General features: G+C 65.6%; 30 protein-coding genes. 17 read left to right on the plus strand and 13 right to left on the minus strand.

The genetic code is table 11. The features are described 5' to 3' along the window. Nucleotides 1–149 precede the first annotated feature (149 nt). Entirely contained in the window at nucleotides 150–1,142 is a 993-nt protein-coding gene (cra, locus tag FEZ61_RS12835) for a catabolite repressor/activator (RefSeq protein WP_064307921.1), read from the plus strand. Further along, on the plus strand, nucleotides 1,139–1,936 hold the full coding sequence (locus tag FEZ61_RS12840) for a TatD family hydrolase (protein ID WP_068383361.1): 798 nt from the start codon (nucleotides 1,139–1,141) through the stop codon (nucleotides 1,934–1,936). The genes cra and FEZ61_RS12840 overlap by 4 nt, the downstream gene beginning before the upstream one ends. On the opposite strand, the gene ampD is transcribed toward FEZ61_RS12840, so the two are convergent. Continuing rightward, nucleotides 1,933–2,493: a 1,6-anhydro-N-acetylmuramyl-L-alanine amidase AmpD gene (gene ampD / locus FEZ61_RS12845; protein WP_153015303.1), complete on the minus strand. Its 561-nt coding sequence runs from the start codon at nucleotides 2,491–2,493 to the stop codon at nucleotides 1,933–1,935. The genes FEZ61_RS12840 and ampD overlap by 4 nt on opposite strands. Then, the gene (locus tag FEZ61_RS12850) at nucleotides 2,493–2,969 is read right to left on the minus strand and encodes an FAD/FMN-containing dehydrogenase (RefSeq protein WP_173148938.1); all 477 of its coding nucleotides are present in this window, start codon (nucleotides 2,967–2,969) and stop codon (nucleotides 2,493–2,495) included. The genes ampD and FEZ61_RS12850 overlap by 1 nt, the downstream gene beginning before the upstream one ends. 83 nt (nucleotides 2,970–3,052) lie before the next feature. Between FEZ61_RS12850 and FEZ61_RS12855 the strand changes: the two genes are divergently transcribed. Together FEZ61_RS12855 and FEZ61_RS12860 are read left to right on the plus strand one after the other, a co-directional pair. Then, nucleotides 3,053–3,532 (plus strand): MOSC domain-containing protein, encoded by a 480-nt coding sequence (locus FEZ61_RS12855; RefSeq protein WP_173148940.1) that lies wholly within the window; start codon nucleotides 3,053–3,055, stop codon nucleotides 3,530–3,532. Nucleotides 3,533–3,787: 255 nt separating this feature from the next. Continuing rightward, on the plus strand, nucleotides 3,788–5,080 hold the full coding sequence (locus FEZ61_RS12860; RefSeq protein ID WP_173148942.1) for an NAD(P)/FAD-dependent oxidoreductase: 1,293 nt from the start codon (nucleotides 3,788–3,790) through the stop codon (nucleotides 5,078–5,080). A gap of 62 nt (nucleotides 5,081–5,142) precedes the next feature. Here the strand turns inward: FEZ61_RS12860 and FEZ61_RS12865 are convergent, their stop codons facing one another. After that, nucleotides 5,143–7,329 (minus strand): DUF1631 domain-containing protein, encoded by a 2,187-nt coding sequence (locus FEZ61_RS12865; protein ID WP_064307937.1) that lies wholly within the window; start codon nucleotides 7,327–7,329, stop codon nucleotides 5,143–5,145. A 286-nt stretch (nucleotides 7,330–7,615) separates the two neighbouring features. On the opposite strand from FEZ61_RS12865, the gene nadC reads away from it, so the two are divergent. After that, on the plus strand, nucleotides 7,616–8,464 hold the full coding sequence (nadC, locus tag FEZ61_RS12870) for a carboxylating nicotinate-nucleotide diphosphorylase (RefSeq protein ID WP_173148944.1): 849 nt from the start codon (nucleotides 7,616–7,618) through the stop codon (nucleotides 8,462–8,464). Between the two features lie 118 nt (nucleotides 8,465–8,582). Continuing rightward, nucleotides 8,583–8,804 (plus strand): hypothetical protein, encoded by a 222-nt coding sequence (locus tag FEZ61_RS12875; RefSeq protein WP_017640681.1) that lies wholly within the window; start codon nucleotides 8,583–8,585, stop codon nucleotides 8,802–8,804. On the opposite strand, the gene FEZ61_RS12880 is transcribed toward FEZ61_RS12875, so the two are convergent. Together FEZ61_RS12880 and purU are read right to left on the minus strand one after the other, a co-directional pair. Then, the gene (locus tag FEZ61_RS12880; protein WP_173148946.1) at nucleotides 8,792–9,040 is read right to left on the minus strand and encodes a hypothetical protein; all 249 of its coding nucleotides are present in this window, start codon (nucleotides 9,038–9,040) and stop codon (nucleotides 8,792–8,794) included. The two genes, FEZ61_RS12875 and FEZ61_RS12880, sit on opposite strands and share 13 nt — an antisense overlap. Further along, the gene (gene purU / locus FEZ61_RS12885) at nucleotides 9,012–9,863 is read right to left on the minus strand and encodes a formyltetrahydrofolate deformylase (RefSeq protein ID WP_017640683.1); all 852 of its coding nucleotides are present in this window, start codon (nucleotides 9,861–9,863) and stop codon (nucleotides 9,012–9,014) included. Before purU ends, FEZ61_RS12880 begins: the two co-directional genes overlap by 29 nt. 300 nt (nucleotides 9,864–10,163) lie before the next feature. On the opposite strand from purU, the gene mvaT reads away from it, so the two are divergent. After that, on the plus strand, nucleotides 10,164–10,547 hold the full coding sequence (gene mvaT, locus FEZ61_RS12890) for a histone-like nucleoid-structuring protein MvaT (RefSeq protein ID WP_064307916.1): 384 nt from the start codon (nucleotides 10,164–10,166) through the stop codon (nucleotides 10,545–10,547). A 270-nt stretch (nucleotides 10,548–10,817) separates the two neighbouring features. On the opposite strand, the gene sbcB is transcribed toward mvaT, so the two are convergent. Then, nucleotides 10,818–12,272: an exodeoxyribonuclease I gene (sbcB, locus tag FEZ61_RS12895; RefSeq protein WP_173148948.1), complete on the minus strand. Its 1,455-nt coding sequence runs from the start codon at nucleotides 12,270–12,272 to the stop codon at nucleotides 10,818–10,820. A gap of 109 nt (nucleotides 12,273–12,381) precedes the next feature. On the opposite strand from sbcB, the gene FEZ61_RS12900 reads away from it, so the two are divergent. Genes FEZ61_RS12900 through FEZ61_RS12910 form a run of 3 tightly spaced genes read left to right on the plus strand, consistent with a single transcriptional unit; the run spans nucleotide 12,382 to nucleotide 15,381 of the window. Next, a complete protein-coding gene (locus FEZ61_RS12900; protein ID WP_173148950.1) occupies nucleotides 12,382–13,599 on the plus strand; it encodes a DUF4350 domain-containing protein in 1,218 nt (405 codons plus the stop codon). After that, complete coding sequence (locus FEZ61_RS12905; protein WP_017640687.1) at nucleotides 13,577–14,572, plus strand: MoxR family ATPase; 996 nt, start codon at nucleotides 13,577–13,579, stop codon at nucleotides 14,570–14,572. Before FEZ61_RS12900 ends, FEZ61_RS12905 begins: the two co-directional genes overlap by 23 nt. Further along, nucleotides 14,569–15,381, plus strand: coding sequence for a hypothetical protein (locus tag FEZ61_RS12910; protein ID WP_178121547.1), 813 nt, complete (start codon nucleotides 14,569–14,571; stop codon nucleotides 15,379–15,381). Before FEZ61_RS12905 ends, FEZ61_RS12910 begins: the two co-directional genes overlap by 4 nt. Here FEZ61_RS12910 and FEZ61_RS12915 read toward each other — a convergent pair. Together FEZ61_RS12915 and FEZ61_RS12920 are read right to left on the minus strand one after the other, a co-directional pair. Then, entirely contained in the window at nucleotides 15,366–15,728 is a 363-nt protein-coding gene (locus FEZ61_RS12915; RefSeq protein WP_026083800.1) for a PilZ domain-containing protein, read from the minus strand. The genes FEZ61_RS12910 and FEZ61_RS12915 overlap by 16 nt on opposite strands. Nucleotides 15,729–15,784: 56 nt before the next feature. Then, a complete protein-coding gene (locus tag FEZ61_RS12920) occupies nucleotides 15,785–16,171 on the minus strand; it encodes a hypothetical protein (RefSeq protein WP_017640690.1) in 387 nt (128 codons plus the stop codon). 286 nt (nucleotides 16,172–16,457) lie between these two features. Between FEZ61_RS12920 and pyk the strand changes: the two genes are divergently transcribed. Next, on the plus strand, nucleotides 16,458–17,909 hold the full coding sequence (gene pyk / locus FEZ61_RS12925) for a pyruvate kinase (protein ID WP_007162037.1): 1,452 nt from the start codon (nucleotides 16,458–16,460) through the stop codon (nucleotides 17,907–17,909). Between the two features lie 94 nt (nucleotides 17,910–18,003). Here the strand turns inward: pyk and FEZ61_RS12930 are convergent, their stop codons facing one another. Further along, the gene (locus FEZ61_RS12930; RefSeq protein WP_173148919.1) at nucleotides 18,004–18,177 is read right to left on the minus strand and encodes a hypothetical protein; all 174 of its coding nucleotides are present in this window, start codon (nucleotides 18,175–18,177) and stop codon (nucleotides 18,004–18,006) included. A gap of 121 nt (nucleotides 18,178–18,298) precedes the next feature. On the opposite strand from FEZ61_RS12930, the gene FEZ61_RS12935 reads away from it, so the two are divergent. Further along, nucleotides 18,299–20,914 (plus strand): DEAD/DEAH box helicase, encoded by a 2,616-nt coding sequence (locus FEZ61_RS12935; protein ID WP_173148954.1) that lies wholly within the window; start codon nucleotides 18,299–18,301, stop codon nucleotides 20,912–20,914. An 87-nt stretch (nucleotides 20,915–21,001) separates the two neighbouring features. On the opposite strand, the gene FEZ61_RS12940 is transcribed toward FEZ61_RS12935, so the two are convergent. Further along, nucleotides 21,002–21,469, minus strand: coding sequence for a phosphate-starvation-inducible PsiE family protein (locus FEZ61_RS12940; RefSeq protein WP_017640693.1), 468 nt, complete (start codon nucleotides 21,467–21,469; stop codon nucleotides 21,002–21,004). Nucleotides 21,470–21,676: 207 nt separating this feature from the next. Here FEZ61_RS12940 and FEZ61_RS12945 point away from each other — a divergent pair, with 207 nt between their 5' ends. Next, nucleotides 21,677–22,483, plus strand: coding sequence for a transglutaminase family protein (locus FEZ61_RS12945; RefSeq protein WP_017640694.1), 807 nt, complete (start codon nucleotides 21,677–21,679; stop codon nucleotides 22,481–22,483). Here the strand turns inward: FEZ61_RS12945 and FEZ61_RS12950 are convergent. The 3 genes from FEZ61_RS12950 to FEZ61_RS12960 form a co-directional block, all read right to left on the minus strand. Next, nucleotides 22,480–23,169 (minus strand): LrgB family protein, encoded by a 690-nt coding sequence (locus FEZ61_RS12950; RefSeq protein WP_173148956.1) that lies wholly within the window; start codon nucleotides 23,167–23,169, stop codon nucleotides 22,480–22,482. The genes FEZ61_RS12945 and FEZ61_RS12950 overlap by 4 nt on opposite strands. Continuing rightward, nucleotides 23,162–23,533: a CidA/LrgA family protein gene (locus tag FEZ61_RS12955; RefSeq protein ID WP_346342865.1), complete on the minus strand. Its 372-nt coding sequence runs from the start codon at nucleotides 23,531–23,533 to the stop codon at nucleotides 23,162–23,164. The genes FEZ61_RS12950 and FEZ61_RS12955 overlap by 8 nt, the downstream gene beginning before the upstream one ends. Before the next feature lie 124 nt (nucleotides 23,534–23,657). Beyond that, nucleotides 23,658–24,107: a flavodoxin gene (locus FEZ61_RS12960; protein WP_173148960.1), complete on the minus strand. Its 450-nt coding sequence runs from the start codon at nucleotides 24,105–24,107 to the stop codon at nucleotides 23,658–23,660. A gap of 220 nt (nucleotides 24,108–24,327) precedes the next feature. Here FEZ61_RS12960 and FEZ61_RS12965 point away from each other — a divergent pair, with 220 nt between their 5' ends. The 4 genes from FEZ61_RS12965 (at nucleotide 24,328) to FEZ61_RS12980 (ending at nucleotide 26,326) form a co-directional block, all read left to right on the plus strand. After that, a complete protein-coding gene (locus FEZ61_RS12965) occupies nucleotides 24,328–24,888 on the plus strand; it encodes an antibiotic biosynthesis monooxygenase (RefSeq protein ID WP_173148962.1) in 561 nt (186 codons plus the stop codon). A gap of 95 nt (nucleotides 24,889–24,983) precedes the next feature. Then, entirely contained in the window at nucleotides 24,984–25,682 is a 699-nt protein-coding gene (folM, locus tag FEZ61_RS12970) for a dihydromonapterin reductase (protein ID WP_173148964.1), read from the plus strand. 15 nt (nucleotides 25,683–25,697) lie between these two features. After that, the gene (locus FEZ61_RS12975) at nucleotides 25,698–25,991 is read left to right on the plus strand and encodes a DUF1244 domain-containing protein (RefSeq protein WP_173148966.1); all 294 of its coding nucleotides are present in this window, start codon (nucleotides 25,698–25,700) and stop codon (nucleotides 25,989–25,991) included. After that, nucleotides 25,988–26,326 carry a HopJ type III effector protein gene (locus FEZ61_RS12980; protein WP_173148968.1) on the plus strand — a complete coding sequence of 113 codons (339 nt, stop codon included), beginning with the start codon at nucleotides 25,988–25,990 and terminating at the stop codon, nucleotides 26,324–26,326. Before FEZ61_RS12975 ends, FEZ61_RS12980 begins: the two co-directional genes overlap by 4 nt. The last annotated feature ends 3 nt before the right edge of the window (nucleotides 26,327–26,329 follow it).

Below are 26,329 nucleotides of genomic sequence, written 5' to 3' on the forward strand. Positions count from 1 at the left end.
GCCCTCGGACAACAGAAAGCTGAAACGTTTCACCCAATGGGACTGGAACGTTACTCGATAATCGCCGATCCTTGAAGCACAACACACAATAAAGACCGTCTCGTTCATGGCGTACAGCACAGGCGATTCAGGTCCGATGAGGAACAGGCGTGAAACTCAGCGACATCGCCCAATTGGCCGGCGTATCCCTTACCACCGCCAGCTATGTCATCAATGGCAAGGCGGCGCAAAGGCGCATCAGCGCCGCGACCGTGGCGCGGGTCATGGCCGTGGTGGAGGCCCACGGCTATCAGCCTGATCAGCGCGCCGCCGGCCTGCGCCGCGGGGCGACCCACACCCTGGGCTTTCTGCTGCCCGACCTGGAAAACCCCAGCTATGCACGCCTCGCCAAGCAGCTGGAACGACGGGCACGGGCCCGCGGCTACCAGTTGCTGATCGCCTGCACCGACGACAATCCCGACAGCGAGCGCCAGCTCATCGCGCTGTTTCGTGCCCGCCGCTGCGACGGCCTGTTCACCGCCAGTAGCCTGGCCGAGGACGACGCGCCCTACCGGCAACTGCAGGAACACAACATCCCGATCATCGCCATCGACCGCCAACTCGATCCCGCGCAGTTCTGCTCGGTGGTCAGCGACGACCACACCGCCGGGCGGCAGCTGGCCGCCACCCTGCTGACCCCGGATACCCATAGCATCGCCCTGATCGGGGCGCGTCCGGACCTGGTCATCAGCCGCGAGCGCGCCGCCGGCTTCGCTGCCGCCCTCGCCGATCACCCAGCGCGCCATTGGGAGCGTCATGCCCCTCACTACAGCCGCGACGGCGGCCGCACCCAGGCGCTGGCCATGATCGAAGAACTCGGCCACTGGCCCGAGGCCCTGCTGACCACCTCCTACGTCCTGCTGCAGGGTGTGCTGGACGTGCTGCGCGATCATCCGCTGGCCGCGGGTGACACCCTGCGCCTGGCCACCTTTGGCGACACCCAGTTGCTCGACTACCTGCCGTTCAAGGTCAACGCCATTTCCCAGCAGCACGAGGTCATCACCGAGCGCGCCCTGGAACTGATGCTGGACGCCCTGGAAAACGACCACTACCTGCCCGGTGTCCAAGCCATCCCGAGGGTCCTCAAACGCCGCCTGTCATGAGCCTGCTGATCGACACCCACAATCACCTGGACTATCCGGGCTTCGACGCCGAACGGGCGGCGCTGCTGGCCGACTGCGCGCGACTCGGCGTGGTGCGCCAGGTACTGATCGGTGTCGAGCGCAGCCAGTGGCCGCAACTCTGGAGGGTTGCAACAGCCCATGACGGCCTCTATGCGGCTCCGGGCCTGCATCCGCTATACCTGCAGCGCCACCAGGAGGCCGATATCGAGGCGCTCAGGGCCTTCTGCCTGGAACGTCGAACCGATCCCCGGCTCTGCGCCCTGGGCGAGATCGGGCTGGACTATTTCATCGAGACGCCCGACAAGGCGCGCCAGGCCTGGTTCTTCGAACAGCAGGTGCGCCTGGCCATGGAGCTGGAGTTGCCGGTGCTGCTGCACGTGCGCCGCGCCCATGCCGATGTGGTCAAGATCCTGAAACGCCTCAAGCCACCCCGGGCCGGCATCGCCCACGCCTTTTCCGGCAGCTTCGAGGAAGCCCGCGAGTATCTGCGTCTGGGCTTCAAGATAGGTCTGGGCGGCGCGCCCACCTGGCCCCAGGCCAGGCGCCTGCAGCGCGTGCTGCCGCAACTGCCCCTGGATGACATCGTGCTGGAGACCGACGCCCCGGACATGCCACCCGCTATGCACCCGGACGTGCGTAACAGCCCCACCCATCTGCCGGCCATCTGCGCGGCTCTGGCGCCGCTGTGGCAGGTCTCGCCTGAGACGCTGGCAGCGACCACCACGCGCAATGCCTGCGCGGTGTTCGGCTGGGAAGCGGATCGCCTGCGCTAGGCCTCGTGGCCCTGCAGCTCGGCATGTAGACGCGGCCAGTCGAACGCCGAGCCCGGATCGGTCTTGCGTCCGGGGGCGATGTCACTGTGGCCCTGGATACGTTCGGCAGTGATCGCCGGATAGGCGCGTTGCAACGCCCGCGTCAGCCGTCCCAGGGCGCGGTACTGGGCGTCGGTGTAGGCCAGGTCGTCCGTACCTTCCAGCTCGATGCCCAGGGCGAAGTCGTTGCAGTTCTCGCGCCCCTCGAAGGAGGAGACGCCGGCATGCCAGGCGCGTTGCTCACAGGACACGAACTGGGTGACCACCCCGTCGCGTTCGATGAGAAAGTGCGCCGCCACCTTCAGTTCGGCGATCTCCGCAAAGAAGGGATGGGCCGAATGATCCAGGCAGTTCTGGAAGAAGGCCTGGACGCAGCCGGTGCCAAATTGCCCGGGCGGCAAGCTGATGTTGTGGATCACCAGCAAGGACACCTCGGTCCCTGCCGGGCGTTCGTTGTGGTTGGGCGAAGGACAGAGCCGCGCCTCGCGATACCAGCCATCGACGAACACCCCGTCCATCAACGGGCCTTGGCCTTGAGCGCGTCGCGCAGGGCATTGGCGTCGCTGAATTCGCGCTGGCTGACGAAGCGGCCATGGTCGAGGGTCACCCAGAGCACCTTGCTGGCATCGCCAGGAAAGCGCGGCACGATGCGCGATTCGCGATCGAGCAGTACCCGATAGCCGTACTTGCGCATGGCCGGCACGGCGAACATCCGGGTAATGGCCGCCGGCATGCTGCTGATGTCGGCGACATAGGCCACCCGGGTGCCGTCGATATAGTTCGCCGGCTGCTCGCGCATGGCTTCCTTGACCAGCCCCGAGCCACTCATGCTGCGCGCCACCAGCAGAACCTGCAGCTGGTCGTCGAAGGTATAGGGCCGATCACGCTGATCGAGCAGGGTGAAGGGCACCACCCGCTCACCCGGTTCGAGCGCCAGGGCGGTCAGGGGCAACAGCAGGCACGACAGTAACAACGCCAGAACTCTTGCGCGCATGGCATCCTCTCTTGAACGGTCCATCAAGGCCGCTATCCTGCCCTACCGCTCGGATTGGCACCACCATCGCGTCGAGGAGCCCCATGATCCCGCTCAAAGAACTGCTCGCCCAGGTTCCCCAGTCCGGCGAGGTGCGCTGGATCGGTGTGCGACCCGCCTCCCGCGCACCTATGGTCGAGATCGACGCGGTGGAAGCCCGGCGGGACGCCGGCCTCACCGGCGATCACGCCCGCCCTACCCCGCGCAACCAGCGCCAGGTCACCCTCATCCAGTGGGAGCACCTGCCGGTGGTGGCCGCATTGATCGGCAAGGCCGTGGCACCCGCCGACCTCCGCCGCAATCTGGCCATCGCCGGAATCAATCTCTTCAGCCTGAAGAACCGGCGCTTTCGCATCGGCCAGGCGGTGCTGGAGACTACCGGCTGGTGCCAACCCTGCGCACGCCTGGAAGAACGTCTGGGCGTGGGTACCTTCCAGGCCATGCGTGGTCATGGCGGTCTCACGGCCCGGGTCCTGGAAAGCGGCATCATCCGCCTGGGCGATCGGGTGGAGGTCCTGGATTGACCCCAGTTTCCCTAGGGTCGAATGGCCAGGCCAGCCCGGTTAAACTAGCGCGACCTCTCGTCGCCGCGTACGTCCTTGCCAGAGCAGATGCAGGCCGCCTCCCTTGAAAGTGACGACTTTTCGCCCATCTTCTCTGCTAGATGACTCGATTCTCGCGCGCTCCGACGACCCTAGATTCCACCGGCCTGGGACTGCGCCCGCTTGCGGCGACGCGCCCGGTCCGGCCAAGGCTTTCCTTCTCTAAGAGTGCTCTCCATGACCCATCGCATCGTTATCGTCGGCGGCGGCGCCGGCGGCCTGGAACTGGCTACCCGCCTGGGCCGTAGCCTGGGCAAGCGCGACCAGGCGCAGATCGTGCTGATCGACGCCAATGCCACCCACCTGTGGAAACCCCTGCTGCACGAGGTGGCCGCCGGCTCCCTCAACTCCACCGAGGACGAGCTGAGCTATGTCGCCCAGGCCAAGTGGAACCATTTCGACTTCCAGCTCGGACGCATGACCGGCCTGGATCGCGAGCGCCGCAAGGTGCAGCTGGCCGCGATCGAGGACGATGGCGCCATCTTGGTCCCGGAGCGGGAGATCGGCTATGACTCCCTGGTGCTGGCCATCGGCAGCACCACCAACGATTTCGGCACCCCGGGCGCCGCGGAAAATTGCATCTTCCTCGATACCCGTGCCCAGGCCGAACGCTTCCACCGCAAGCTGCTGACCCACTACCTGCGTGCCCACGTCAGCGAGCAGCCGGGTGAGTACATCGAGGTGGCCATCGTCGGTGCCGGCGCTACCGGCGTGGAACTGGCGGCCGAGCTGCGCAACGCCGCCGAAGAGCTGCAGGCCTATGGCATGGATCGCATCCGCCCCGAAGACCTGCGCATCACCCTGGTCGAGGCTGGTCCGCGCATCCTGCCGGCGCTGCCCGAACGCATCGCCGGCCAGGCGCACCGCACCTTGGAAAAACTCGGCGTGCGGGTGCTGACCGGCTCGGCGGTGAAGGAAGTCCGCGCCGACGGCCTGCAGACCGCGGGCGAATTCGTCCCGGCCAGTCTCAAGGTCTGGGCTGCCGGTATCCGCGCTCCGGCCTTTCTCAAGGACTTGGCGGGGCTGGAAACCAACCGCATCAACCAGCTGGTGGTCAACTCGACGCTGCAGACTACCTGCGACCCGAATGTTTTCGCGCTTGGCGACTGCGCGGCCTGCCCGCTGACCCCCGGCGACACCCGTACCGTACCGCCCCGGGCGCAGTCCGCTCACCAGCAGGCCTCGTTGCTGGTCAAGACCTTCAAGGCCCGCCTGGAAGGCAAGCCGCTGCCCGACTACGTCTACAAGGACTATGGCTCGTTGATCTCGCTGTCGCGCTTCAGCGCGGTCGGCAATCTCATGGGCGGCGCCCTGGGTAGCCTGACCCTGGAAGGCTGGCTGGCGCGGACCTTCTACGTCTCGCTCTACCGCATGCACCAGGTCGCCCTCTATGGCCCGCTGCGTGCCCTGGCGCTGTTTGCCGGCGACCACCTGAGACGCAAGACCGAGCCGCGCCTGAAGCTGCACTAGGCCCCTTGGCTCACGCACAAAAAAGCCGTCCCTTGGGACGGCTTTTTACTGTCGCAGCGACCTCAGGAAGGCGACTGACCCCGCAGGCTGCCGATCACCGAGGTCATGGCCCGGTCGAACAACAGGGCATCGTCCAGCAGCCGTACCCGGCCTTCCTGGTAATCCAGCGCCAGTTCCTCACGGGTGCGGTCCAGCACCTTCATGCCGGTGCGATTGACGAACACCAGGCGGCCCATGGGGCGAATGACCGCGGCCAGCTTGCAGCGCAGCTTCTGCTCGACATCGAGGATTTCGAGCCAGGCGCCCACTGACAGGCTATCCACCCACTCCAGGGAGTCACTGGTCAGTCCGGTGATCCGCTCCGCGCGAGGCAGCTCGAAGGGCTCAGCGGCAGGCGCCGGCACGGGCACCGCGACCGCGGCCTCCACCGCCGCCACTTCTGCCAACTCGGGACGGGTCTGCTGGAAGGTCTGGACGTGCAGGGATTCGAGTTCAGTGAAGAATTCGGAGGTGGAGAACGGATCGAAGGCCGCGCTGGCCAGGCCTTCCCGCAGTGCCTTGAGCAGCCCGGGCACCATCTCCAGCAAACGCTGGCGCGACGCTACGTCGTGGTGGGGCTGGATGCTCCAGATCAGATCGTCCATGGTCTTGAGCGCCGCCCGCCATTCGCTGGAGTCGTAACCCTGCTTCAGGCAGGTCAGCAACAGCACCTGACTCCAGGCTTCGCGTAGGACGCGTTGCACGGCGGCCGGCAGCTGATGTTCCTGCAGGCGCTGGCTCAGGACGTGCTCGACCTGCAGGCGTGCGATCTCGGCCCGTGCCCGCCCCTCCTCGGCATCGCGGGTACGCTGTTCGAGCAATTCGCTGCGACGCTGCTCGTCACTGACATAGGCCATGAAGTCGGCCAACAGCTCAGCGAAGATCTCCGGATCGTCGACGAAGTCGGACAGCAACCGCTGCACGATCTGCTCGATCTTCTGATAGAGACCGTCGCGTTGCAGATCGCTCTGCTCGCCCCAGCCCAGGGAAGCGGCGGCGATCTCGTTGAGCAGGCGCCGCGCCGGATGGCTGCCGCGACTGAAAAAGGTCTTGTCGAGGACCGCCACCTTGAGCATGGGAATCTGCAACCGGGCGATCAGCGCCTTGAGCGAATCCGGCAGGGTGAGGTCGTCGAGAATGAATTCGAACAGCATCGCCACCAGATTGATGACGTCTTCGTCGACCTGCCCCACCACGCGCTTTCGACCCGAGCGCTCGCTGATGCGGCCCAGGGCCACACCCAGTTGCGCCTTGAGGTCATAGCCATCCAGGGACTGGCTGGAAATCTGCTGCTGCAGGTGAGAGAGCAGGCGCATGAGGTCGTAGCTGGTGATGACCTGGCCATCGCCGGTCGCAGCCCCCTCATCGGCCGCCATGCCGCCACCCAGGGTGGCGCTGCCCGGGGTGCGCAGCTGGGCCAGCAAGCCCTGCAGGGTGCCAAAGAGCTCCTGGCCATCGTCTTCGCCGTTGACGTGGGCCGGGGTGCGCCCGCTATAGCCCTTGGCCGAGCGATTCGGTACCTGCTGGGGAATGGCCTTGAGCTGGGGCAATACCCCGGCATCGACCAATTGCCGATTGGATTCCGCGTACAGCTGACCGAGGCCGTTGAGCACGAAGCGCTCGAACAGCTTGTAGATGATCAGCTTGACCTTGATGTCGGTGTCGAGATCGCGGCAGGCCTCGACGAAGGCCTCGCACAGCCGGCGTGGCCCTAGGGGATGGGTCGAATCATCCAGCTTGCTGGCCAGCTGGGTGTTGAATCTAATGGTCAGGTGGCTGATCGCCATGGCGTTGTTGCTGAGCGCCTTGGCCACCATGGTGTCCACGGCGACGCTCTCTTCCAGGGCATCGTTCTGCACCAGACTCAGGTCTTCGTAGGAGACGCTGTCCAGACGCATTTCCGGCTTGCTGCCGACGAGATTGTTCAGGGCGGCGAAGCGCTCGAAATACTGCTGGAGAAAGCTGCGCTCGATGCTCTTGCGTCTGAGGCGAAGGTCGCGCATCGCTTCGAAGTAGAGACTTTGTTCCTGGTTGCTGCCGGCCCGATCGGCCATTTCAAACAGCGCATCGTCGGCGTTGTCGAACAGCTGCTGCAAGGAGGCATTGAGTCGCTGAGCGGCGCGATCCCTGACCGGTAAAAGCACAGCAGGCAATCGGGAAGAAGATTCCCCGAGCGCCTTGAAATGAACTACGTTTACGTCGTTCTGCACCACCGCCTCCCACAACCGTTCTTGCGTTCGGCTGAATCGCGTTCCACTACAGGAGCATTGAACAACGTTGGCCGCCCTGGCCGCGAGGTGAAACGTTGTCGATGTGCCATTATTTGCTCTGCTAAGGCATCGACCAATCGGCATCTGCACAGTACATGACAGGGTTCACAAGGCACCTGTCGGTCAGCGCCTGCCCATCAAATAATTCAACGTTGTCTATCTCAGATCGTCAACCTCACCTAAAGTTGCCCGCTCGCCTCCTGCAGCCCCTTTTCGGAGTCTTTTCATGTCCAGCGCTACCCTTGCCGATCTCGCCCAAGTCATCACCGATAACGTCGCCGCCGCGCTGCGCGAAGACGTCGGCAGTGGCGACCTCACGGCGGGCTTGATTCCCGCTCACCAACAGGCACGCGCGCGGATCATCACCCGTGAAGCCGCAGTGGTGGCGGGTACGGCCTGGGTCGACGAGGTGTTCCGGGTGCTGGATCCCGCGGTCGAGGTCCGCTGGCAGGTGGCGGACGGCGAACGGGTCGCGCCCGACCAGGTGGTGTTCGAACTCCAGGGCCCAGCCCGTGCCTTGCTCACCGGCGAGCGCAGCGCGCTCAATTTCCTGCAGCTGCTGTCCGGCACCGCCACCCGCTGCCGCCACTATGCCGACCTGGTGCAGGACACCGCCGTACGGCTGCTGGACACTCGCAAGACCCTGCCCGGCCTGCGCCGCGCCCAGAAATACGCGGTCACCTGCGGCGGTTGCTACAACCACCGCATCGGCCTGTTCGACGCCTTCCTGATCAAGGAAAACCACATCGCCGCCTGTGGCGGCATCGCCCAGGCCGTGGCCACCGCCCGGCACTTGGCGCCAGGGCGCCCGGTGGAGGTCGAGGTGGAAAGTCTGCAGGAGCTGGAACAGGCCCTGACCGCGGGCGCGGACATCGTCATGCTGGACGAGCTGAGCCTGGCCGACATGCGCACGGCGGTCGCCCTGACCGCTGGCCAGGCCAAGCTGGAAGCCTCGGGCGGCGTCAACCAGGACACCCTGCTCGGCATCGCCCAGACCGGCGTCGACTACATCTCCATCGGCACCCTGACCAAGGACGTCAAGGCCATTGATCTGTCCATGCGCATCCTGGATTGAGTGGGATAGGCAAAGGGCGTCGCGGCGGCTAGACTCCGCAGCCGCGCTTCCTGCGCACCGGCTTCGAGCGGTCCTGACGACCGCTCGCCTCTCGCGACACTCGAACAAGATCGAACCCGTGACCAAAGATCAACTTCGCGCTGAACTGGAACGCCAGGCCCAGCGCTATCAGGATGTCTACGGTGGCGAAATCGTCACCTACGCCGCGCAACCCAAGCCCGATCGCAAACCCTGGAAGAAACGGCCGACCGTGCAGGACGAGGTGTTCGCCTCGGAAGTGCGCAAGATCGCCGATCTCAAGGCCAAGACCAGCGCCGAAGCCGCCGCTCAGGACAGCTGAGTCACGTCCGTATCCCCACTGTCCGGGGCGTTTATCGCGCTGTCCTCGGTGTCTTGTGGTGCCTGCAGTTGCCGCCACAGCGCCGCGGCGGCACTGAAATCGGCGCCGCCCTCCTCCGCCATGGCCTGCAGGTCATAGCGGGCGAGGCAGCCCTCGCCCAGCCGTGGCGGCGCCGCTGCGGTACCCGGCTCCGCAGGACGCTCGCTGTCAGTCGAAGATGACGGTCTTGTTGCCATGGACCATGACCCGCTCTTGCAGGTGGTATCTCAGGCCGCGGGACAGCACCATCTTCTCGACGTCCTTGCCCAGGCGCACCATGTCTTCGACGTTGTCCCGGTGGCTGACGCGTTCCACGTCCTGCTCGATGATCGGCCCGGCATCCAACTCTTCGGTCACGTAGTGACAGGTGGCGCCGATCAGCTTGACGCCGCGCTGCGCCGCCTGGTGATAGGGCTTGGCACCAACGAAGGACGGCAGGAAGCTGTGATGGATGTTGATTACCTGGTGGGCATAGCGTGCGCAGAGATCCGGCGGCAGGATCTGCATGTAGCGCGCCAGCACCACGGTATCCGCCTGATGCAGCTCGATCAGCCGCGACACCTCGTCGAAGGCCGGCTGCTTGTCGGCGGGATCGACCGGCACGTGGAAGAAGGGAATGCCGTGCCATTCGACCATGCTGCGCAGGGTGTCGTGGTTGGAGATGACGCAGGGAATCTCGCAATCCAGCTCACCACTGTGCCAGCGGTGCAGCAGGTCGGCCAGGCAGTGGGATTCGCGACTGGCCATGAGCACCACGCGCTTGCGCTGGGCCGAATCGGTGATTCGCCATTGCATGGAGAATTCCCGCGCAATGGGCGCGAAGGCCTGACTGAAGCCGGCCAGATCGAAGGGCAGTGAATCGGCGCGGATCTCATGGCGCATGAAGAACCAGCCACTCTCCGTATCCGAATGGTGACTCGCTTCGGTGATCCAGCCGTTATAGGTCGCCAGGAAGTTGCTGACCTTGGCCACGATACCTACCCCGTCCGGACAGGCGATCACCAGACGAAACGTTTGCATAGCACAACCTCGAACGAAAAGGGGCTGCATTCTAGGCGCACTCGCGGGCAGCGTCGAGCGGCGCAAGGGACTGCCGCACATGGCTGTACGGCGACGGTAAAGACTTTGCAAAGGACAAGTAATGGCGGACAAGTTCCACTGTCATCTGGTCGAAAGTTGCCCGTCTCCTGGTAATTCCCTTGTTGTGACGACCGCCGCCTTAATTATCGACTTGCCACTCGGACCGTTTACTTATTCCGATAGTCAATCTATGATCGATCCAGACTTTCATCTCTGCATCACTCAGAACAAAGGCCGTTTATGTCGCTCATCAACGAATATCGTCAGACCGAAGAAGCTATCAAGGAACTGCAGGAGCGCCTGAAGTCGCTGCAAGAGGACGACAAACTGCAGCGCGAACTGGAATTCGAAAAGAAACTGCGCGCGCTGATGGGTGAATATCAGAAATCCCTGCGTGACATCATCGGCATTCTCGATACCGAAGCCAAGCCCGCACGCCAGGCGCGCGCTGCTAAGTCCAGCAGTGGCAATACCCCCAAGCGTGCTCGTAAAGTGAAGCAATACAAGAATCCGCATAATGGCGAAGTGATCGAAACCAAGGGTGGCAATCACAAGACCCTGAAAGAGTGGAAAGCCAAGTGGGGTTCGGACGACGTCGAATCCTGGGCAACCCTGCTGGATTGATCAGAAGAAACGCCGGCTAGCCGGCGTTTTTTTCGCCTGCGTGGTGCGCGGTTAGCTTGGGCTCCGCCGCTTTAAACCCTGGCGTTGTCTCTGCAGTCTTCACCATCCCCTCGCGTTGGCGGCCTCTCGAATCGCCTTGATCCTGAGCACGGCCCTCTCCTAGCCTGCGCTGCCGCAATAAAGAGCCGGCTGGATTCTGTCCTCGACGTGGTAGTCCAGACTCTTTTTCTGTTAACAAACGTCTCTGATCGACGCCTGTTTATCGCGACTTTATGTCACATCGATAACGGGGTTATCCAACTGTTGCATCACGCCCCTGACATGGGCTGACCAGGCCTCGAGAATCGGCACCAGATCAGCAGCGACCTCAAACCGCAGTTGTTCGGTCAAGGTGAGGAACTGCTTGCAGGTCATATGGCCTTGGCCGTCTTCACCCAGTAGTCGCTGCCGACAGAATTGCCGCCAACGGGCACCCTCTTCCGCCGTCAGCAACTCGGAAAAGTTGCGCGCTCGATAACGAAAGAACAGCTCGGGATGCCGCTCGTCCTGGAACGCCCACGTTCGACTGCCAAGTTGCTCCGCCGGACACTGCTGAACTTGCTCGCAGAGTTGCCGTTCCTCGGCAGAGATGAAGCCGTCGTACAGTCTCAATTCGGCATCCTGTTCTTGCGCTGTAAAGCCGGACGCCTCGGCATAGAGTGCCTGCACCTTGGGTTGCCAGTGCGCACGCTGGTCGAGCAGTTGCCGGACGCGCCGCCAGACGGCTGCCAGATCGAACTGCAGGCGCTCCGTATCCACCGGGCGCAGCACGCTGAAGGGCGCCAGAATCGGACACTTATTGATCTGTACCAGCTTGAGCGGTACCGGTAGTTCACCCTCGGCCAGCGCCTCCCGCCGGGTATAGAGGCGTTCGCGCAGGGCCTCGACGTCCAGTTCCAGCAACGGCTCCGGCGCCAGACCAAGATCACAGACGATCAGCGCATTGCGATTGACCGGATGCCAGGCCAACGGCAGGACGGGGGCGAGAAAGTGCCGCTCAGCGCTGAAGCGCCCAGAGACATGCAACAGGGGTTCGAGCAGACGAATACGCGTCAGCGCTGCCTTTTTCTGACGCTGCGTCCAGAGATAGTCGTAGAGCCTGGGCTGCCGCTGCTTGACCAGGCGCGCCAGGGCCAGGGTCGCGCGGACGTCCGCCAGGGCGTCATGGGCCTGGGCATGGTCGATGCCATTGGCGACGGTCAGGCGGTCCAGGCGCAGGGAAACGCGCTGCTCCTCCTGCGGCCAGTTCAGACTCTCCGGGCGAAAGGCATAGAGCGCCCGGATCAGACCGAGTACATCCCAGCGACTGTTGCCCTGCTGCCATTCGCGGGCATAGGGATCATGAAAGTTGCGGTACAGGCTGTGCCGCACCATTTCGTCGTCGAATCTCAGGTTGTTGTAGCCGACCGTGCAGGTGTTGGGACGCCGCAGCTCCTCGTGCAGGCGCTGGACGAAGTCGCGCTCGCGCAGCCCCAGGCGCTGCAGGGTGGCCGGCAGGATCCCGGTGACCAGGCAGGCCGCCGGATGGGGCAGGACATCCTCGCTCAACCGGCAATGCAGATTGAGCGGCGCCTCGATTTCGTTGAGGTCCAGATCGGTACGCACCCCGGCCACCTGCAGCGGTCGATCCCGCCGTGGATCGATCCCCGTGGTCTCGAAGTCGTACCAGAAGATACTTTGCGTCACACCGCCCTCCCCTAGAATCGGCGCAGTCTAGCATCGTCGTGCGCCTTGCTCCCGAGCGCCCCCACCCGCTAGGCTCTGGTGTCTGTCTACCCGCGTATCCTCTCTTCCCATGCGTTCAGTCGATCGGCTCTCCGCTCGCTCCAGGTGCCGAGGTATCGCCGCACGCCTGGGTGCCGCCGTCTGGGCGCTGACCCTGTCGCTGGCCTGCCTGGCCCAACAGGAGCCGCTGTCCTGCCCCCTGCCGCCGCAGGCCGACAGCGGCCCGGCCAGCCTGCGCCTGACCCATCAGGGACTCGACAGCCACACCGCCCGCCAGCTCGCCACCCAGCTCGCCAGCAGCAGCAACGCCGATCCCCAGGCCCTGGCGGTCGCCTACCTGCACCACTTCGGCAGCCGGGTGCAACGCGGCCAATCCGAGCAACTCGACGAACTACCCGCCGCAGGCGTCAGATTCTGGCTGGCCGGCAACCCACCGCTGGCGGATTCCCAGGCCCAGGCGTTGCTGGACTGGGTCGAAGCGGGCGGCCATCTGGTGGCCGTCGCCGATGACAGCACCCTGGCGCTCAGCGCGACCCTGGGCGTGCGTCCCATGCCGACCCGTGAGCTGGGCGGCGCCGCCCCGCCGATCATGGCGCTGCCACTCTGGCCCAATCTGACCCAGCTCTATCTCGCCGAGGACGATGCCCCCGCCTATCTCGGCTTCGACGACAGTCGCCACCTGTTCGATGTCGGCGACCAGGCGCTGGCCTGGGCCAGCAGCACCAGCGCCACCCATATGCTGATGCTGCCCTGGGGCGATGGCAGCGTGACCCTGCTGTCGGACACCGATCTCTGGAGCAACGCCCACCTCGGCCAGTACGACAATGCCTGGCTGCTGTGGTATCTGACCCAAGGCGCGCCGGTGACCCTGATCGCTCCCGCGCCGCCGATCCCGCTGTGGCTAGCGGCCTTGCAACGCTATGGCCTGGCGCTTCTGCTGGTGACGCTGGCGACGGGACTCTGGCTGAGACGCCGGCAGCGGGATCCGGCACCTCGTCGCGACCCCGAGCGCTGGCCCGAATTGATCGCCATTCTGCAGCGCGACATCCAGCGCGAGCTGCAGCGCCGCCGTCCCGAACTCGCCGACCAGGGCGTGGCCGAGCGCTGGCAGCATCTTGCGCGGCTGAGCGGCCTGAGTACCCGCGCAGTGGGCGAGGCGATGCGCCCCAGCCCGACGCGCCTTTCCGCTCGTGACTTCACCCGTCGCATCGCCCAGCTGCGCCTATTGCGCCTGGCCCTGCGCCCCCCGTTCCCGAGGACTTCCGATGACCGACAGCTCCCCTCCTGACGCCGCTCAAGCGGACCCTGGCGAAACCGGCGTCAAGGCCCGCGCCCTGACCCGGCTGCAGGCCCTGCGGCAGGCGCTGCTCAAGGTGCTGCCGCAGCAGGACGCCGCCGTGGAAGGCCTGCTCGCCACCCTGCTGGCCGGCGGTCATCTGCTGCTGGAAGGGCCGACCGGCGCGGGCAAGACGCTATTGGCCCGCGCTCTGGCCGCCAGCCTGGATGCCGGGTTCGCCCGACTGCGCTGCCATCCGGCGCTGACGCCTGGCGAGGTGGCGGGCGAAATCGTCATGGACGCCGGCAGCGACAGCGCCCGCCTGCGCCGGGGCCCGCTGTTCAATTCCCTGGTGCTGCTCGAAGACCTGCACCGGGCTCCGCCACCGGTCCTCAATCTGCTGGACGACGCCCTGCAAGGTCGCCAGCTGAGCCTGGAAGGCCGCCAGGTACCGCTGCCCGCGCCCTTCATGGTGATCGCCACCCGCAGCCCCGGCAGCGACCTGCCCCTGGCGCTGCGGGATCGCTTCCTGGTGCAGCTGCGGCTCGAGTGGCCGGCGGAAGGCCAGGAACTCGCCGCCCTGCGCCAGGCCGTGCAACAGGGTCACACCGATCCCCTGGAAGCGGCAGCCCTGCGCCCGCTGCTGCAGGCGCGCGATCTGCCAGCCCTGCAGCGGCTGGTGGCAGGGATCCCGGCGGCGGAGCCGATCCTCGATCATGCCGTGCGCTTGATCCGTCTCACCCGGGAGTGGCCGGCCTTCGAGCAGGGCGCCGGACCGCGCGCCGCCCAGGCCTTGCTACGGCTCGCCCAGGCCCAGGCCTTCCTCCGCGGTGGCGACAGTGTGACGCCCGAGGATGTGCGCTCCCTGCTGCCCGCCGTGTTGCGTCTGCGCCTGCGGCTGACGCCGGAGCGCGAATTCGAAGGCGACAGCCTGGACGGCCAGATCCTCAAGCTGCTGGGACAGTGTCCGGCACCGCGCCCATGATCCGGCGCCGCCTGCCGCTGGCGCTGGTCGCCCTGGCGCTGCTGAGCCTGATCCTGGGGGGATTGGCGCCCCTGCGCTGGCAAGGGCTGCCCGCGACCGGCGCCCTGCTGCTCCTGGGGCTGGCCGTCCTCGAATGGCTGAACGCCCGCCGGCTGGGGACCAGGGGGCATCCGTCGCCTCTCGCGCCGGCATCTCGGGCACGCCTGCGGGCGGACACTACCCTGCACCTGCTGATCGCCGACATGGCTACGCCAGGACAAGGAAAAGCCGGCCGGCCCGAAGACCACCATCAGGCGCTGAGCTTCTGGCGGGCCCTGGCAGCCAGTGGCAATGAGGTGCGGCTCTATGGCCTCGATCCCGAACTGCGCCTGCTGGCGGCCGCCACGCCTGATCGCCCCTTTACGCCAGCTGCCCTACCGGAGCTGACTGCAGATGCGACGGCCGACCTCAAGGCGGCGCTGACACGGCTCTGCCGCCAGGCGCAGCCCGGCAGTGTCCTGGTGATCATGGCACCGCTCGATGACAGCCTGGTGGCTTGGCTCGCGCGGCTGGAGCTGGCCCGGCGCGGCCTACAGCTCTGGCTGGTCGACACCGCGCTACGGCGGATGGCAGAGCCTGGCGACATCCGCACCTGGCGCGATGCCCGTCGCTATGCCGCAGCCTGGAAGACCAGCATTGAAAGCGAGCAAATGGCCGCGCGGCTGGAGCGACGAGGAATTCGCCGGCTGCCCCTCAGCGAAACAGCGGATCTACCCGTTCGCCTGCTGCAGCTGTGGAACGCCGGCGAGCGGAATCAGATCGCCGACTGAGAAAGGCGGCCGAAGGTGAAATAGTGCTGCAGTACGCCGATCAACTCGGCGAATTCGGCTGGCGGTTCGGCGACGCTGAAACCCGAGTCATAGTTGCCCGGCGTCACGTCTTCATGACTCCATTGGCAACGGGCGTCGAAGTCGACGAAGTGCAGCTGGCCGTCCTGGCCCGGAATCTTCAGGCGGAGCTCGAAGCGCGCATTCACCAGCATGGGCAACTGGCTGATCATCAGCAGTCCCTCGCGGGAAATGTTGCCGATGTAGCCCATGGGCTTGTCGGTGAAGCGGTTGAACACCTTCAGATAGTAGGGCAGCTGGTGGCGCTCGATACGACGATTCTGAGTCATGGTGCGATTCATCCTGCACACGGTAAAGCCACGTTACCGACAACGTCCTGGAAAGCTCAGCGCTGCGGTAGTTTTCGCACCGGCTGGGGCGTCGCAACGGCCGTTCCGCCATCTAGCCCCAATTGGCGCAGGGTGTCCAGTCGGGCCTGGGCCCGATAGGCGTATTCGCTGGCCGGAAAACGGACCTGGATGAAACGATAGGTCTGGGCCGCGTCGGCGTACAGTTGCTGCTGCTCCAGGCACTGGCCGCGCAGCATGGAAAATTCCGGTTGCAGCCAGGGCCGTGCCCGGCCTTTGCGCTCAGCCTGGGAGATCTGCAGCAGAGCATTGGTGCAGTCGCCTTCGCTGTAGGATTTATAGGCGGCATCCAGATAGGAATTCATCGAAACGCTGGTGCAGCCGCTGAGGCCGAACAGCAGGAACAGGCAGAGATAAGGGCGCATGAAAAGTCCTCCTGTTCGCTAGATCGGCGCCGGGGCCCGCTTCTTGAGGGCAAACGACCATTGGTGTGACAGAGCTGCGAAAAGCCGTCATGTGCTGGCCACGCGACAGCGCTACAATGAGGTGCGCTCCGTGTTCTACGTCGACTCGGCGCCGGGCACCTGTTCACGCTCTCGCGAGCTAGAGACAAACAAGGCATTTCCAACGCCGTTTGGCCGACGCGCAGCAGATCGTGAACAGGTTCCGAGGCGTCGACTCATGATTGCAATCCGCTAAAGGAAAGACTGCATGATTTATCGCCGTACCAAGATCGTCGCCACCCTGGGCCCGGCCAGCAATTCTCCGGAAGTCCTCGAGCAGCTCATCATCGCCGGCATCGACGTCGCCCGCCTGAACTTCTCGCATGGCACGCCCGACGAGCACCGGGCTCGTGGTCAGCTGGTACGGGATCTCGCCGCCAAGCACGGTCGCCATGTCGCCCTGCTCGGCGACCTCCAGGGTCCGAAGATCCGCATCGCCAAGTTCGTCAACAAGCGCATCGAACTCAAGGTCGGCGATCCCTTCCGCCTGTCCATCGCCCATCCCCGCACCGAAGGCACCGAAGAAGTGGTCGGCATCGACTACCCGGGCCTGGTCACCGACTGCCGCGTGGGTGACGAACTGCTGCTGGACGATGGCCGCGTGGTCCTGCGCGTGGAAGGCATGACCGCCACCGAACTGCATTGCACCACCCTGATCGGCGGCCCGCTGTCCGATCACAAGGGCATCAACCGTCGTGGCGGCGGCCTCACCGCCCCGGCGCTGACCGACAAGGACCGCGAAGACATCAAGCTGGCCGCCTCCATGGAGGTCGACTACCTGGCCGTGTCCTTCCCGCGTGATGCCGAAGACATGCACGAAGCCCGTCGCCTGATGGAAGCCGCCGGCGGCAAGTCCTGGCTGGTGGCCAAGATCGAACGCGCCGAAGCCGTGGCCGACGACGAAGCCCTGGACGGCCTGATCCACGCCAGCGATGCCGTGATGGTGGCCCGGGGTGACCTGGGCGTGGAAATCGGTGATGCCGAGCTGGTGGGCATCCAGAAGCGCATCATTTCCCACGCCCGTCGCCTCAACAAGGCGGTGATCACCGCGACCCAGATGATGGAGTCGATGATCAGCAGCCCCATGCCGACCCGCGCGGAAGTCTCAGACGTGGCCAACGCCGTGCTGGACAACACCGATGCCGTGATGCTCTCCGCCGAGAGCGCCGCCGGCCAGTACCCGGTGGAAGCGGTCAAAGCCATGGCGCGCGTCTGCGTCGGTGCCGAGAAGCAGCCCACCAGCAAGCTGTCCAGCCACCGCCTGGGCCATACCTTCACCCGGTGGGACGAGAGTATCGCCCTGGCCTCCATCTATGTGGCCAACCACTTCCCGGGCGTGAAGGCCATCATCAGCCTGACCGACACCGGCTACACCCCGCTGATCATGTCGCGCCTGCGCTCCTCGGTGCCGATCTTCTCCTTCGCCTCGAGCCGCGCCACCCAGGCCCGCACCGCGCTGTTCCGCAACGTGCACACCATCCCCTTCGACCCGACCACCATGCCGGCGAACAAGGTGAGCCAGGCGGCGGTGGACGAGCTGCTCAAGCGCGGCATCGTCGAGCACGGTGACTGGGTCATCCTGACCAAGGGCGACAGCTACACCAAGCGTGACGGCACCAACACCATGAAGATGTACCGCGTGGGCGACCTGCTGGTCTGATCCCTGCCGCCGGTCCTTGACCGGCGCTGACGAAAAAGCCCCGAACAGGCGACTGCTCGGGGCTTTTTCTTGGACCAGATAAGACCTGGCTGGCCTAGAAACCGCCCAGGGCGAGGTACGCCAGGTGCAAGGCGGCCGCGCCGAGCACGCCCAGGCTGCAAGCGATCAGGATGCCACGCTGCAACGAGCGCAAGCGCCCTTCCCGTCGGGCCTCCAGGCGGCTGGCCTTGATCAGGGCTACGCTGGCTAACGGTTGTTCACGCATCATCTCGCTCCTCACCCCGTTAAATGCACTATATTCTCATTCTCACATAGATCAAGGGAGTCCGACGAGCGTCCGGCCGACTGTGGCAGAATAGCCGGTTTGGTGCGAACAGCCTGGGTGAACGATGGCGTTACGTTTCGAACGGCTCAAGTGGCAGGACTGGAAAGGCGCCTTCACGGAGCGCAACTACGAGCGTGGTCGGCGACTGGCGCTCGACGGCCTGGTGCAACTGCGCTCGGCCGCCAAGGGCCAGCTCTATGCCGAGTGCCAAAGCCCGGCCGGGCCGGCCTATCGGCAGGCGATCAGCCTGCGCGCGGGCGAGACCGCCTGGCGGGTCGACGCCCGCTGCACCTGTCCGGTCGGCCGCAACTGCAAGCATGCCGCCGCCGCCCTCATCGAGCTCGAACGGCTGCAACGCAGTGAGGCCGAATTGCCGGCCATGCCGGTCGCCAATCCGGAGCTGCCGCAACCGGTGCTGACCCTCGGCAGCCATACCCAAATCGATTACGACCGCCATATCGGCAAGATGAGGCCCACGGTGCGCCATCGCGCCGCCCTGGCCTTCGCCTATGGCCCACGGCGGCTGTTCGGCGCCCTGCCCCGCACCCCCGATGCTAGCTATCCCACTCGCCAGCTGCAGGCCGAACAACGCTGGCGGCAGACGCTGCTCGATCACGGGCTGCGCCTGGCGACCCGCCGCAGCGCTGCGCTGCCCGAGGACAGTGGCGAGATGTTCGAACTGCCGGACGACCCCGCTTGGCTCAGATTCGTGCAGCAGGTCATCCCCGGCCTGCGCGAAGCCGGCTGGCAGATCGAAGCCCAGCCCGAATTCACCTTCGATCTGACGCCGGTGGCAGGCTGGTACGGCCACCTCGAAGAGGTGCAGGGCCACACCGCCGCCGATGCTCAGTTCGATGTCGAGCTGGGCATCCGCCTGGGCCAGCGCCGCGTCAGTCTGATTCCGCTGCTGATCGACGCCATCCGCCGCGAACCCTCGCAGTACGAACCGGCGATGCTGGCCAAACGCGCCGACGACGAACCCGTGCTGCTGCGCATCGATCCTCCGCGGGTTACCGGCCAGCAGGGCCGGGTGCAACGGGTCGCCGTGCCCCTGGGGCGACTCAAGCCGATCCTGCAGATCCTTGGTGAACTCTATGCCACCGACCGTCTCAGCCAGGACCGTGCCCTGCGCCTGCCGCGCCTGGACGCCGCGCGCCTGGCCGAACTGGACGAGCGCCTGCCGCTGGAATGGGAAGGCGGCGAACGCCTGAGAAGCTTCGCCGAGCGCCTGCGCAGCTATGCCGCCGAGCCGGTGGTCCTGCCGGACACCCTGCATGCCGAATTGCGTCCCTATCAACGCGAAGGCGTGGCCTGGCTGCAGGCCCTGCGCGAACTGGACGTCGGCGGCATCCTCGCCGACGACATGGGCCTGGGCAAGACGCTGCAGACCCTAGCGCACATTCTCGTCGAACAGGCCGCCGGCCGCCTGACCGCGCCGGCGCTGATCGTCATGCCGACCAGTCTGATCCCCAACTGGCAGGACGAGATCGCCCGTTTCGCCCCTGGTCTGCGCGTGCTGACCCTGCAGGGCAGCGCTCGCAGCAGTCGCTTCGAGCGCATTCCCGAGCACGACGTGGTGCTCACCACCTATGCGCTGCTGCCCCGTGATGCCGAGCGCCTGGCCAGCTACGACTTTCACCTGCAGGTACTGGACGAAGCCCAGTCGATCAAGAACGCTGCCACCAAGGCCGCCCAGGCCGCACGCCACCTGCGCGCCCGCCATCGCCTCTGCCTGACCGGCACGCCGCTGGAAAACCACCTGGGCGAACTCTGGTCGCAATTCCACTTCCTGATGCCTGGCTGGCTGGGCGACGAGAAGGGCTTCAAGCAGGCCTATCGCATCCCGGTAGAGCGCGAAGGCGATGTGCAACGCCTGGCGGCGCTCAAGGCACGGGTGCGGCCCTTCATGCTGCGCCGTACCAAACAGCGGGTCGCCAGCGAGTTGCCGCCCAAGACCGAGATCATCCAGCTGGTGGAACTCAGCACGGCGCAACGCGAGCGCTACGAGGACCTGCGGCTGCTGCTGGACGAACGCGTCCGCGCCGAGATCGCCCGCCAGGGCATCGGCCGCAGCCAACTGCTGATCCTCGATGCCCTGCTACGGCTGCGCCAGGTCTGCTGCGATCTGCGCCTGGTGCCAAACGAAGACGACAGCGTGGCCAAGCCCTCGGCGAAACTGGCGGCGCTGAACGAACGACTCGACGCCCTGCTGCCCGGCGGCAGCCGGGTCCTGGTGTTCTCCCAGTTCACCAGCATGCTCGATCTCATCGCCGCCGACCTCGATCAGCGCGGCATCGAGTACGTCACCCTGACCGGCGAGACGCGGGATCGGCGCACCCCGGTGCAACGCTTCCAGAATGGCGAGGTACCGGTGTTCCTGCTCAGCCTCAAGGCCGGCGGCAGCGGTCTCAACCTGACCGCGGCGGATACCGTGATCCACTTCGATCCCTGGTGGAATCCGGCCGCCGAACAGCAGGCCAGCGACCGCGCCTACCGTATCGGCCAGGACCGGCCGGTGTTCGTCTACAAGCTGATCGCCCGCGGCACCCTGGAAGAACGCATCCAGCAGCTGCAACAGGAAAAGGCGCGCCTGAGCGCGGGCATCCTCAGCGAGAACAGCGGCGACTGGCGTCTGACCGAAAGTGACCTGGCCCAGCTGCTGGCGCCACTGGATCGCTAGGCCCCGATCGGCTGGTCATCCTGACGGCGCGGCACCTGGCTCGGCCAGCCGCGTCGCCAGGAGCGAAGCGGATAGGGACTGCGCAAGCTACTTGTCGCCCTCGCCCACCACATCCCCCGTCGCATCGAGCACCTTGCTGGAAGGAAACTTGTTCGAGGCGACGCGGACCGCCAGTACCGAGAGCGACAGCAGAAAGATCCCGCCGCAGAGATACAGCAGCCCGGCATCCGGTGGCCGATGGTGCGAGACATCGCCGATCAGATAGCGGGTCAGGGCAGTGATGGCGATGTAGAGCAGAAAGCGGATGGGCAGGTGGTTGGTCTTGAAGTAGATGCCGACCATGGCACCCAATTCCAGGTAGATGAAGAGCAGGAGAATGTCATCGATGCTCGCCTGGCCCTTGTCGACCATGCCCATGAAGGCCATCACCGAGGCCCAGGCCGTGGCCGCGCCGATGGCGAAGAGGCCGAAGTAGTGGAAACCTTCCACCATCAGGTTGCCAAGGGAGTTCGCCCCGTCGTGCATGCGTTTGCGACCGCTGTCTGCCCACTTCATGGCCGGCTGCTTCCTCCACAAGGGTGAAGACGTCCATTCGAAGATTCGTCCATGCTGGAATTCCCACTCTCAAGATTGCTCTGGCACCAGCCGTTCTTATAGCGGGAAGCCGGACCGCCGACCAGTGCACAACTGTCGCAGACTGGACGGCCCGGCGCTGGCAGGCTAAAACCTGAGGAAAAGGCCCCAAGGGCCCTGGAGTCTGCTGTGGACGCGCGTCTATTCTGCCTCGCCTGCCTGGACCGGCCCGATCCCCGGCTGCTGGAAGCCGCCCTGTGGATCGCGGCCGAGCACCATGAACAGATCGATCCCTCCGCCCTGCTGCACTCGCTGGATGAGCTGGCCCTGCGTCTGGTCGCCACCCTGGATGGCGATGCCAGTCACGCCGAGCGTGCCCAGGCCTTGTTACGGCAACTGTGCGATGCCGGCTTTCGCGCTGCCGAGTGGCCCCTGAATCCCACCGCCGCCCTACTCGATGAGGTTCTGGCGCGACGGCGCGGCCAACCCCTGTCGATCGCCCTGGTGGCCCTGGAACTGGCCCGACGCCTGGAGATCGACCTGCAGGGCATCGGTTTTCCCGGCCATTTCCTGCTGCGCGTGCCGGGCGCGGATCACCTGCTCGAACCCTTCGGCGGGCGACGCCTGTACATGAACGACTGCCGCCAACTCCTGGTGGATCAATTCGGCCCCACCGCGCAGTTGCAGGCCAGCTACCTGGCGCCCCTGGGGCCGCGGCAGATGATGCAGCGTCTCTCGCGCAATCTGCGTGAATTGCATCGCCAGAGCGACCAGCCGCTGGCCGCGCTCAAGGATGCCCAGCGCGTCATCGAACTGGGAACGGTCGGGGTCATCGATCATCTGGCGCGCGCCGATCTGTACCGCCAACTCGACTGCCCCCAGGCCGAGCGCTACGACCTGCAGCACGCCCTGCTGATCAGCGAAGACGATGCCGAACGCGAGCAGGTACGGCGGCGACTGGAGCAATTGAGCGCCCCTTCCGCCACCCTGCACTAGCCGCGCAGCAGCCAGAGCACCAGCTGCGCACCGAGCAGATTGCTCAGGCCGGCCAGTACCATGACCAGGCCGGCCACAGTGCCCTCTTCCAGGCCGACCTCGTAGGCCTTGCTGGTGCCCACGCCATGGGCGCCCATGCCGAACAGGGCGCCACGGGCCAGCGCCGACTTGAGCGGCAGCAGCTTGATCAGCAGGCTGCCGAGGATGGCCCCACCCAGTCCGGTGATCATCACGAAGGCCGCGGTCAATTCGGGGACGCCGCCGACGGTCGCGGACATCGGCATGGCGAAGGGGGTGCTGATGGAGCGCGGCAACATGGACAGCAGCACCTGGTCGTCGAGCAGCAGCAGCCGGGCCAGCAGCCAGGAACTGCCGATGGCCACACCGCTGCCGACGCAGAGTCCGGCCAGCAGCGCCTGCCAGTAGTGCGCCAGCAAGCGGCGTTGCTGCCAGATCGGCACGGCGAAGGCCACTGTCGCCGGTCCCAGCAGGGTGATCAGCCAGTGGCTGTAGTGGGCGTATTCGGCATAGCTCACCTGCTGCCAGAGGGTGGCGGCATAGAGCAGCACCGTGACGAAGATGATCGGACTGACCACATACCAGCGCAACCGGGCATAGAGCAGTCGACTCACCACATAGCCCGCCACCGTCAGCAGCAGCCAGAAGAGTCCGGGCAGATCAAGCATCGCGACGCCCCCGGCGGCGGAACATCCAGTCCACGGTATAGGCGGTGGCGACCATTGTCAGCACGGTGCTGAGCAGGATCGCCAGCAGGATGCGCACGCCCTCCTGCCGCAGCAGCGGGCCATAGTCGAGCAGACTCAACAGCGCGGGAATGAAGAACAGCAGCATTTCGCCCAACAGCAGGCGCACGCCGCCCTGTAACCACTCGGGCTCGACGATGCGCGCGGCCAGCAGCAACAGGAGAATGGCCAGCCCTACCACACCGCCCGGTACCGGCAAGGCGAAGGAGGTCGCCAGCCAGGTACCCACGCCCCACAGCGCGCCCAATCCGCACAGCTCCAGAGCCAGGCGCAGATATCTATTCACCCAGGGCTCCATCTCAAACAGTCATCAGGCGCTCAAGGATACCGAGGCTGAGGGGACGAGGACAGCAAACCGGGCCAGGTGGCGGGATCTGGACGGGTAAAGCAACTTTGCCGCCCGGGCAAGATCAGCCCAGTGCGGCGATGACCTCGGCGACCCAGCGCTCGGCATCTTCGTCCGGCGTCACCGTTTCGCTGGCGTCGATGCGCAGCATGGGCAGCAGTTCGCGCAGCCCCAGCTCGGCGAACAACTCGTGCATCAGCTCGCCGCCACCGCAATAGGTGTCGCCATAGCTGGAATCACCCAGGGCCAGCACGGCGCCGGGCCGTCCGGACCAGGGCGGCAGCCGATCGCGCAGCTGGAAATACAGCGACTCGAGATTGGCGGGCAGTTCGCCCATGCCGGTGGTGGAGGTGATGGCCAGCAGCGCCTCGGGTGCGAAGGCCTCCAGGCTGGCGAGATCGGCATTGGGCTGGTGCCAGACCTCATGGCCTGCCGCGCTCAGCCGCGCCTTCACCTGACGGGCGATATCTTCCGCGGTGCCATAGACCGAGCCATTCAACAGTGCGACTTTCATACGGACCTCTTGCGTGGAATCCCGCCCAGTATGCCTGGCCCGGCAGGGCTTGGCGCTCCGTCAGCAAGACGCCTCCGCTGGCAACCCCCGCTGCAGCCAAGGGTCTCAAGGCTTGTTATGCTAGCGCCGCCTGCTACCCCAGGCGTTTTCGCCACCTGTCCGCCTACCCGGCGGCGTGACGGCATCCGGCCTATCCGGCCCGATCGCCCGGAGTTGGAGCATGAATCAGCCTGTTACCCTCATGGTCGCGCGACGCGTCGCGGCCGGCCAATACGACGCCTTTCTGGTCTGGCTGCGCGAAGGCGAAGCCCTGGCCACCGGGTATCCCGGCTATCTCGGCTCGGGTGTCCTGTCCCCGCCACCGGGCGACAACCTGGTGCAGATCATCTTTCGCTTCGCCTGCCCCCAGACCCTCGACGAGTGGGAACACTCGGACACCCGGCGCCTCTGGCTGGAGCGTGGCCAGGGCCTGTTCGAAGCGCCCCAGGCACGACGGGCTCAGGGCATGGACGACTGGTTCGGTGCCGGCCTGCAGCCGCCGCCGCGCTGGAAGCAGAGCATCGCCGTCTGGCTGGCGTTCTTTCCCATCTCCCTGCTGTTCAATGCCGCCTTTGGCGATTACCTGGCACATCTGCCGTTGCTGCCACGCATCCTGCTGAGCACCCTGATCCTTACCCCAGTGATGGTCTGCGTCTTCATTCCCCTCATCACCCGGGCGTTGAAGGGCTGGCTGCACAACGCCTCATCGCGGGCCAATGGCTGGCGAGGCAGCGCTCGCTAGGTCGATAGCGGATCAGCCTGCATCCTGACGAGTCAAATGCGTACAATAGCGGCCAGCCTCATGACCGCTTCGCTCATCAGGATCGGGTACCCTTCATGTCCGCAACCCTTCCCCTTCTGGTCACCGGTGCCAATCGCCGCGTCGGTCTCGCCTTGACCCGCCGGCTGCTGGCCGAGGGCCAACCCGTCATTGCCGTCTATCGCGACGATCCCGGCCCCTTGCGTGACCTCGAGCTCGAAGCCTATCAGGTCGATCTGACCGAAGAGGCGCAGCGTGACACCCTGCTGCAGCAGCTCCATGAACGTCACCTCGCACTGCGCGGTATCGTGCACAACGCCTCGGTCTGGGCTGAAGATGGCCTGGACAATCTGCGGCTGCTCTATCGCCTGCATCTGGAAGCGCCCTACCATCTCAACCTGGGCCTGCAAGATCTGCTCTTGGCCGCACCCCGGGCCGACATCATCCATATCGGCGACGACAGCGCGACCCGTGGCAGCCGCAATCACATCGGCTACGCCGCCACCAAGGCCGCTCTGCACAACCTGACCCTGTCCTTTGCCGAAGCCCTGGCGCCCACGGTGCGGGTCAACACCATCGCGCCAGGGCTGCTGATCTTCAAGGAAGGCGCCGACGAGGCCTATTGCCAGGCGACCCTGGACAAGGCGCTGCTGGATTTCGAACCCGGCGCCGATCCCATCGTGGATACCGTGCTCTATCTGCTGTCGACCCAATACGCGACCGGCAGCACCTTCACCGTCAACGGCGGGCGCCACCTGCGCCATGGCCGTCGCTAGCAAGAGGAATCAGTCATGACCGAACAAGACCGCCTGGAACTGGAGGCCGCCGCCTTCCGCACCCTGATCGAGCACCTGCGCAAGCGTACCGATGTGCAGAACATCGACCTGATGAATCTGTCCGGCTTCTGCCGTAACTGCCTGTCCAAGTGGTACAAGGCCGCAGCCGACGACAAGGGTCTGGAGCTAAGCCTGGATGACGCCCGCGAGGTCGTCTACGGCATGCCCTATGCGGACTGGAAAGCCCAGCATCAGACCGAGGCCTCCCCGGCCCAGGCCGCGGCCTTCCAGGAGCAGCAGCGCAAATGAGCGACCTCTCCCGCTTTCGCGCCAGCCTGGCCCAGGGCGATCACGCCTTCGCCGACACCCTGGCCTTCGTCGCCGAGCACTACCACTACCAGCCCACCGCCTTTCGCAACGGCGGGGTGGACAATGCCGCCGGCCAGAACGAAGGCTCCTGCAAGACCCTGTGTCTGGCCAAGCTCGAAGGCCTGAGCGATGAGGAAGCCCTGCTGGCCTTTGGCGAGCACTACCGCAGCGTGTTGCAGACGCCGGAGGGCAGCGATCACGCCAATATCCGCGCCCTCATCGCCCAGGGCCTGGCCGGCGTGAGCTTTCAGGGCGAGCCCCTGACGCGTCGCTAGACC

The sequence above is a fragment of the Pseudomonas sp. MS15a(2019) genome (assembly GCF_013277805.1).
GTDB classification, from domain to species: Bacteria; Pseudomonadota; Gammaproteobacteria; order Pseudomonadales; family Pseudomonadaceae; genus Chryseomonas; species Chryseomonas benzopyrenica.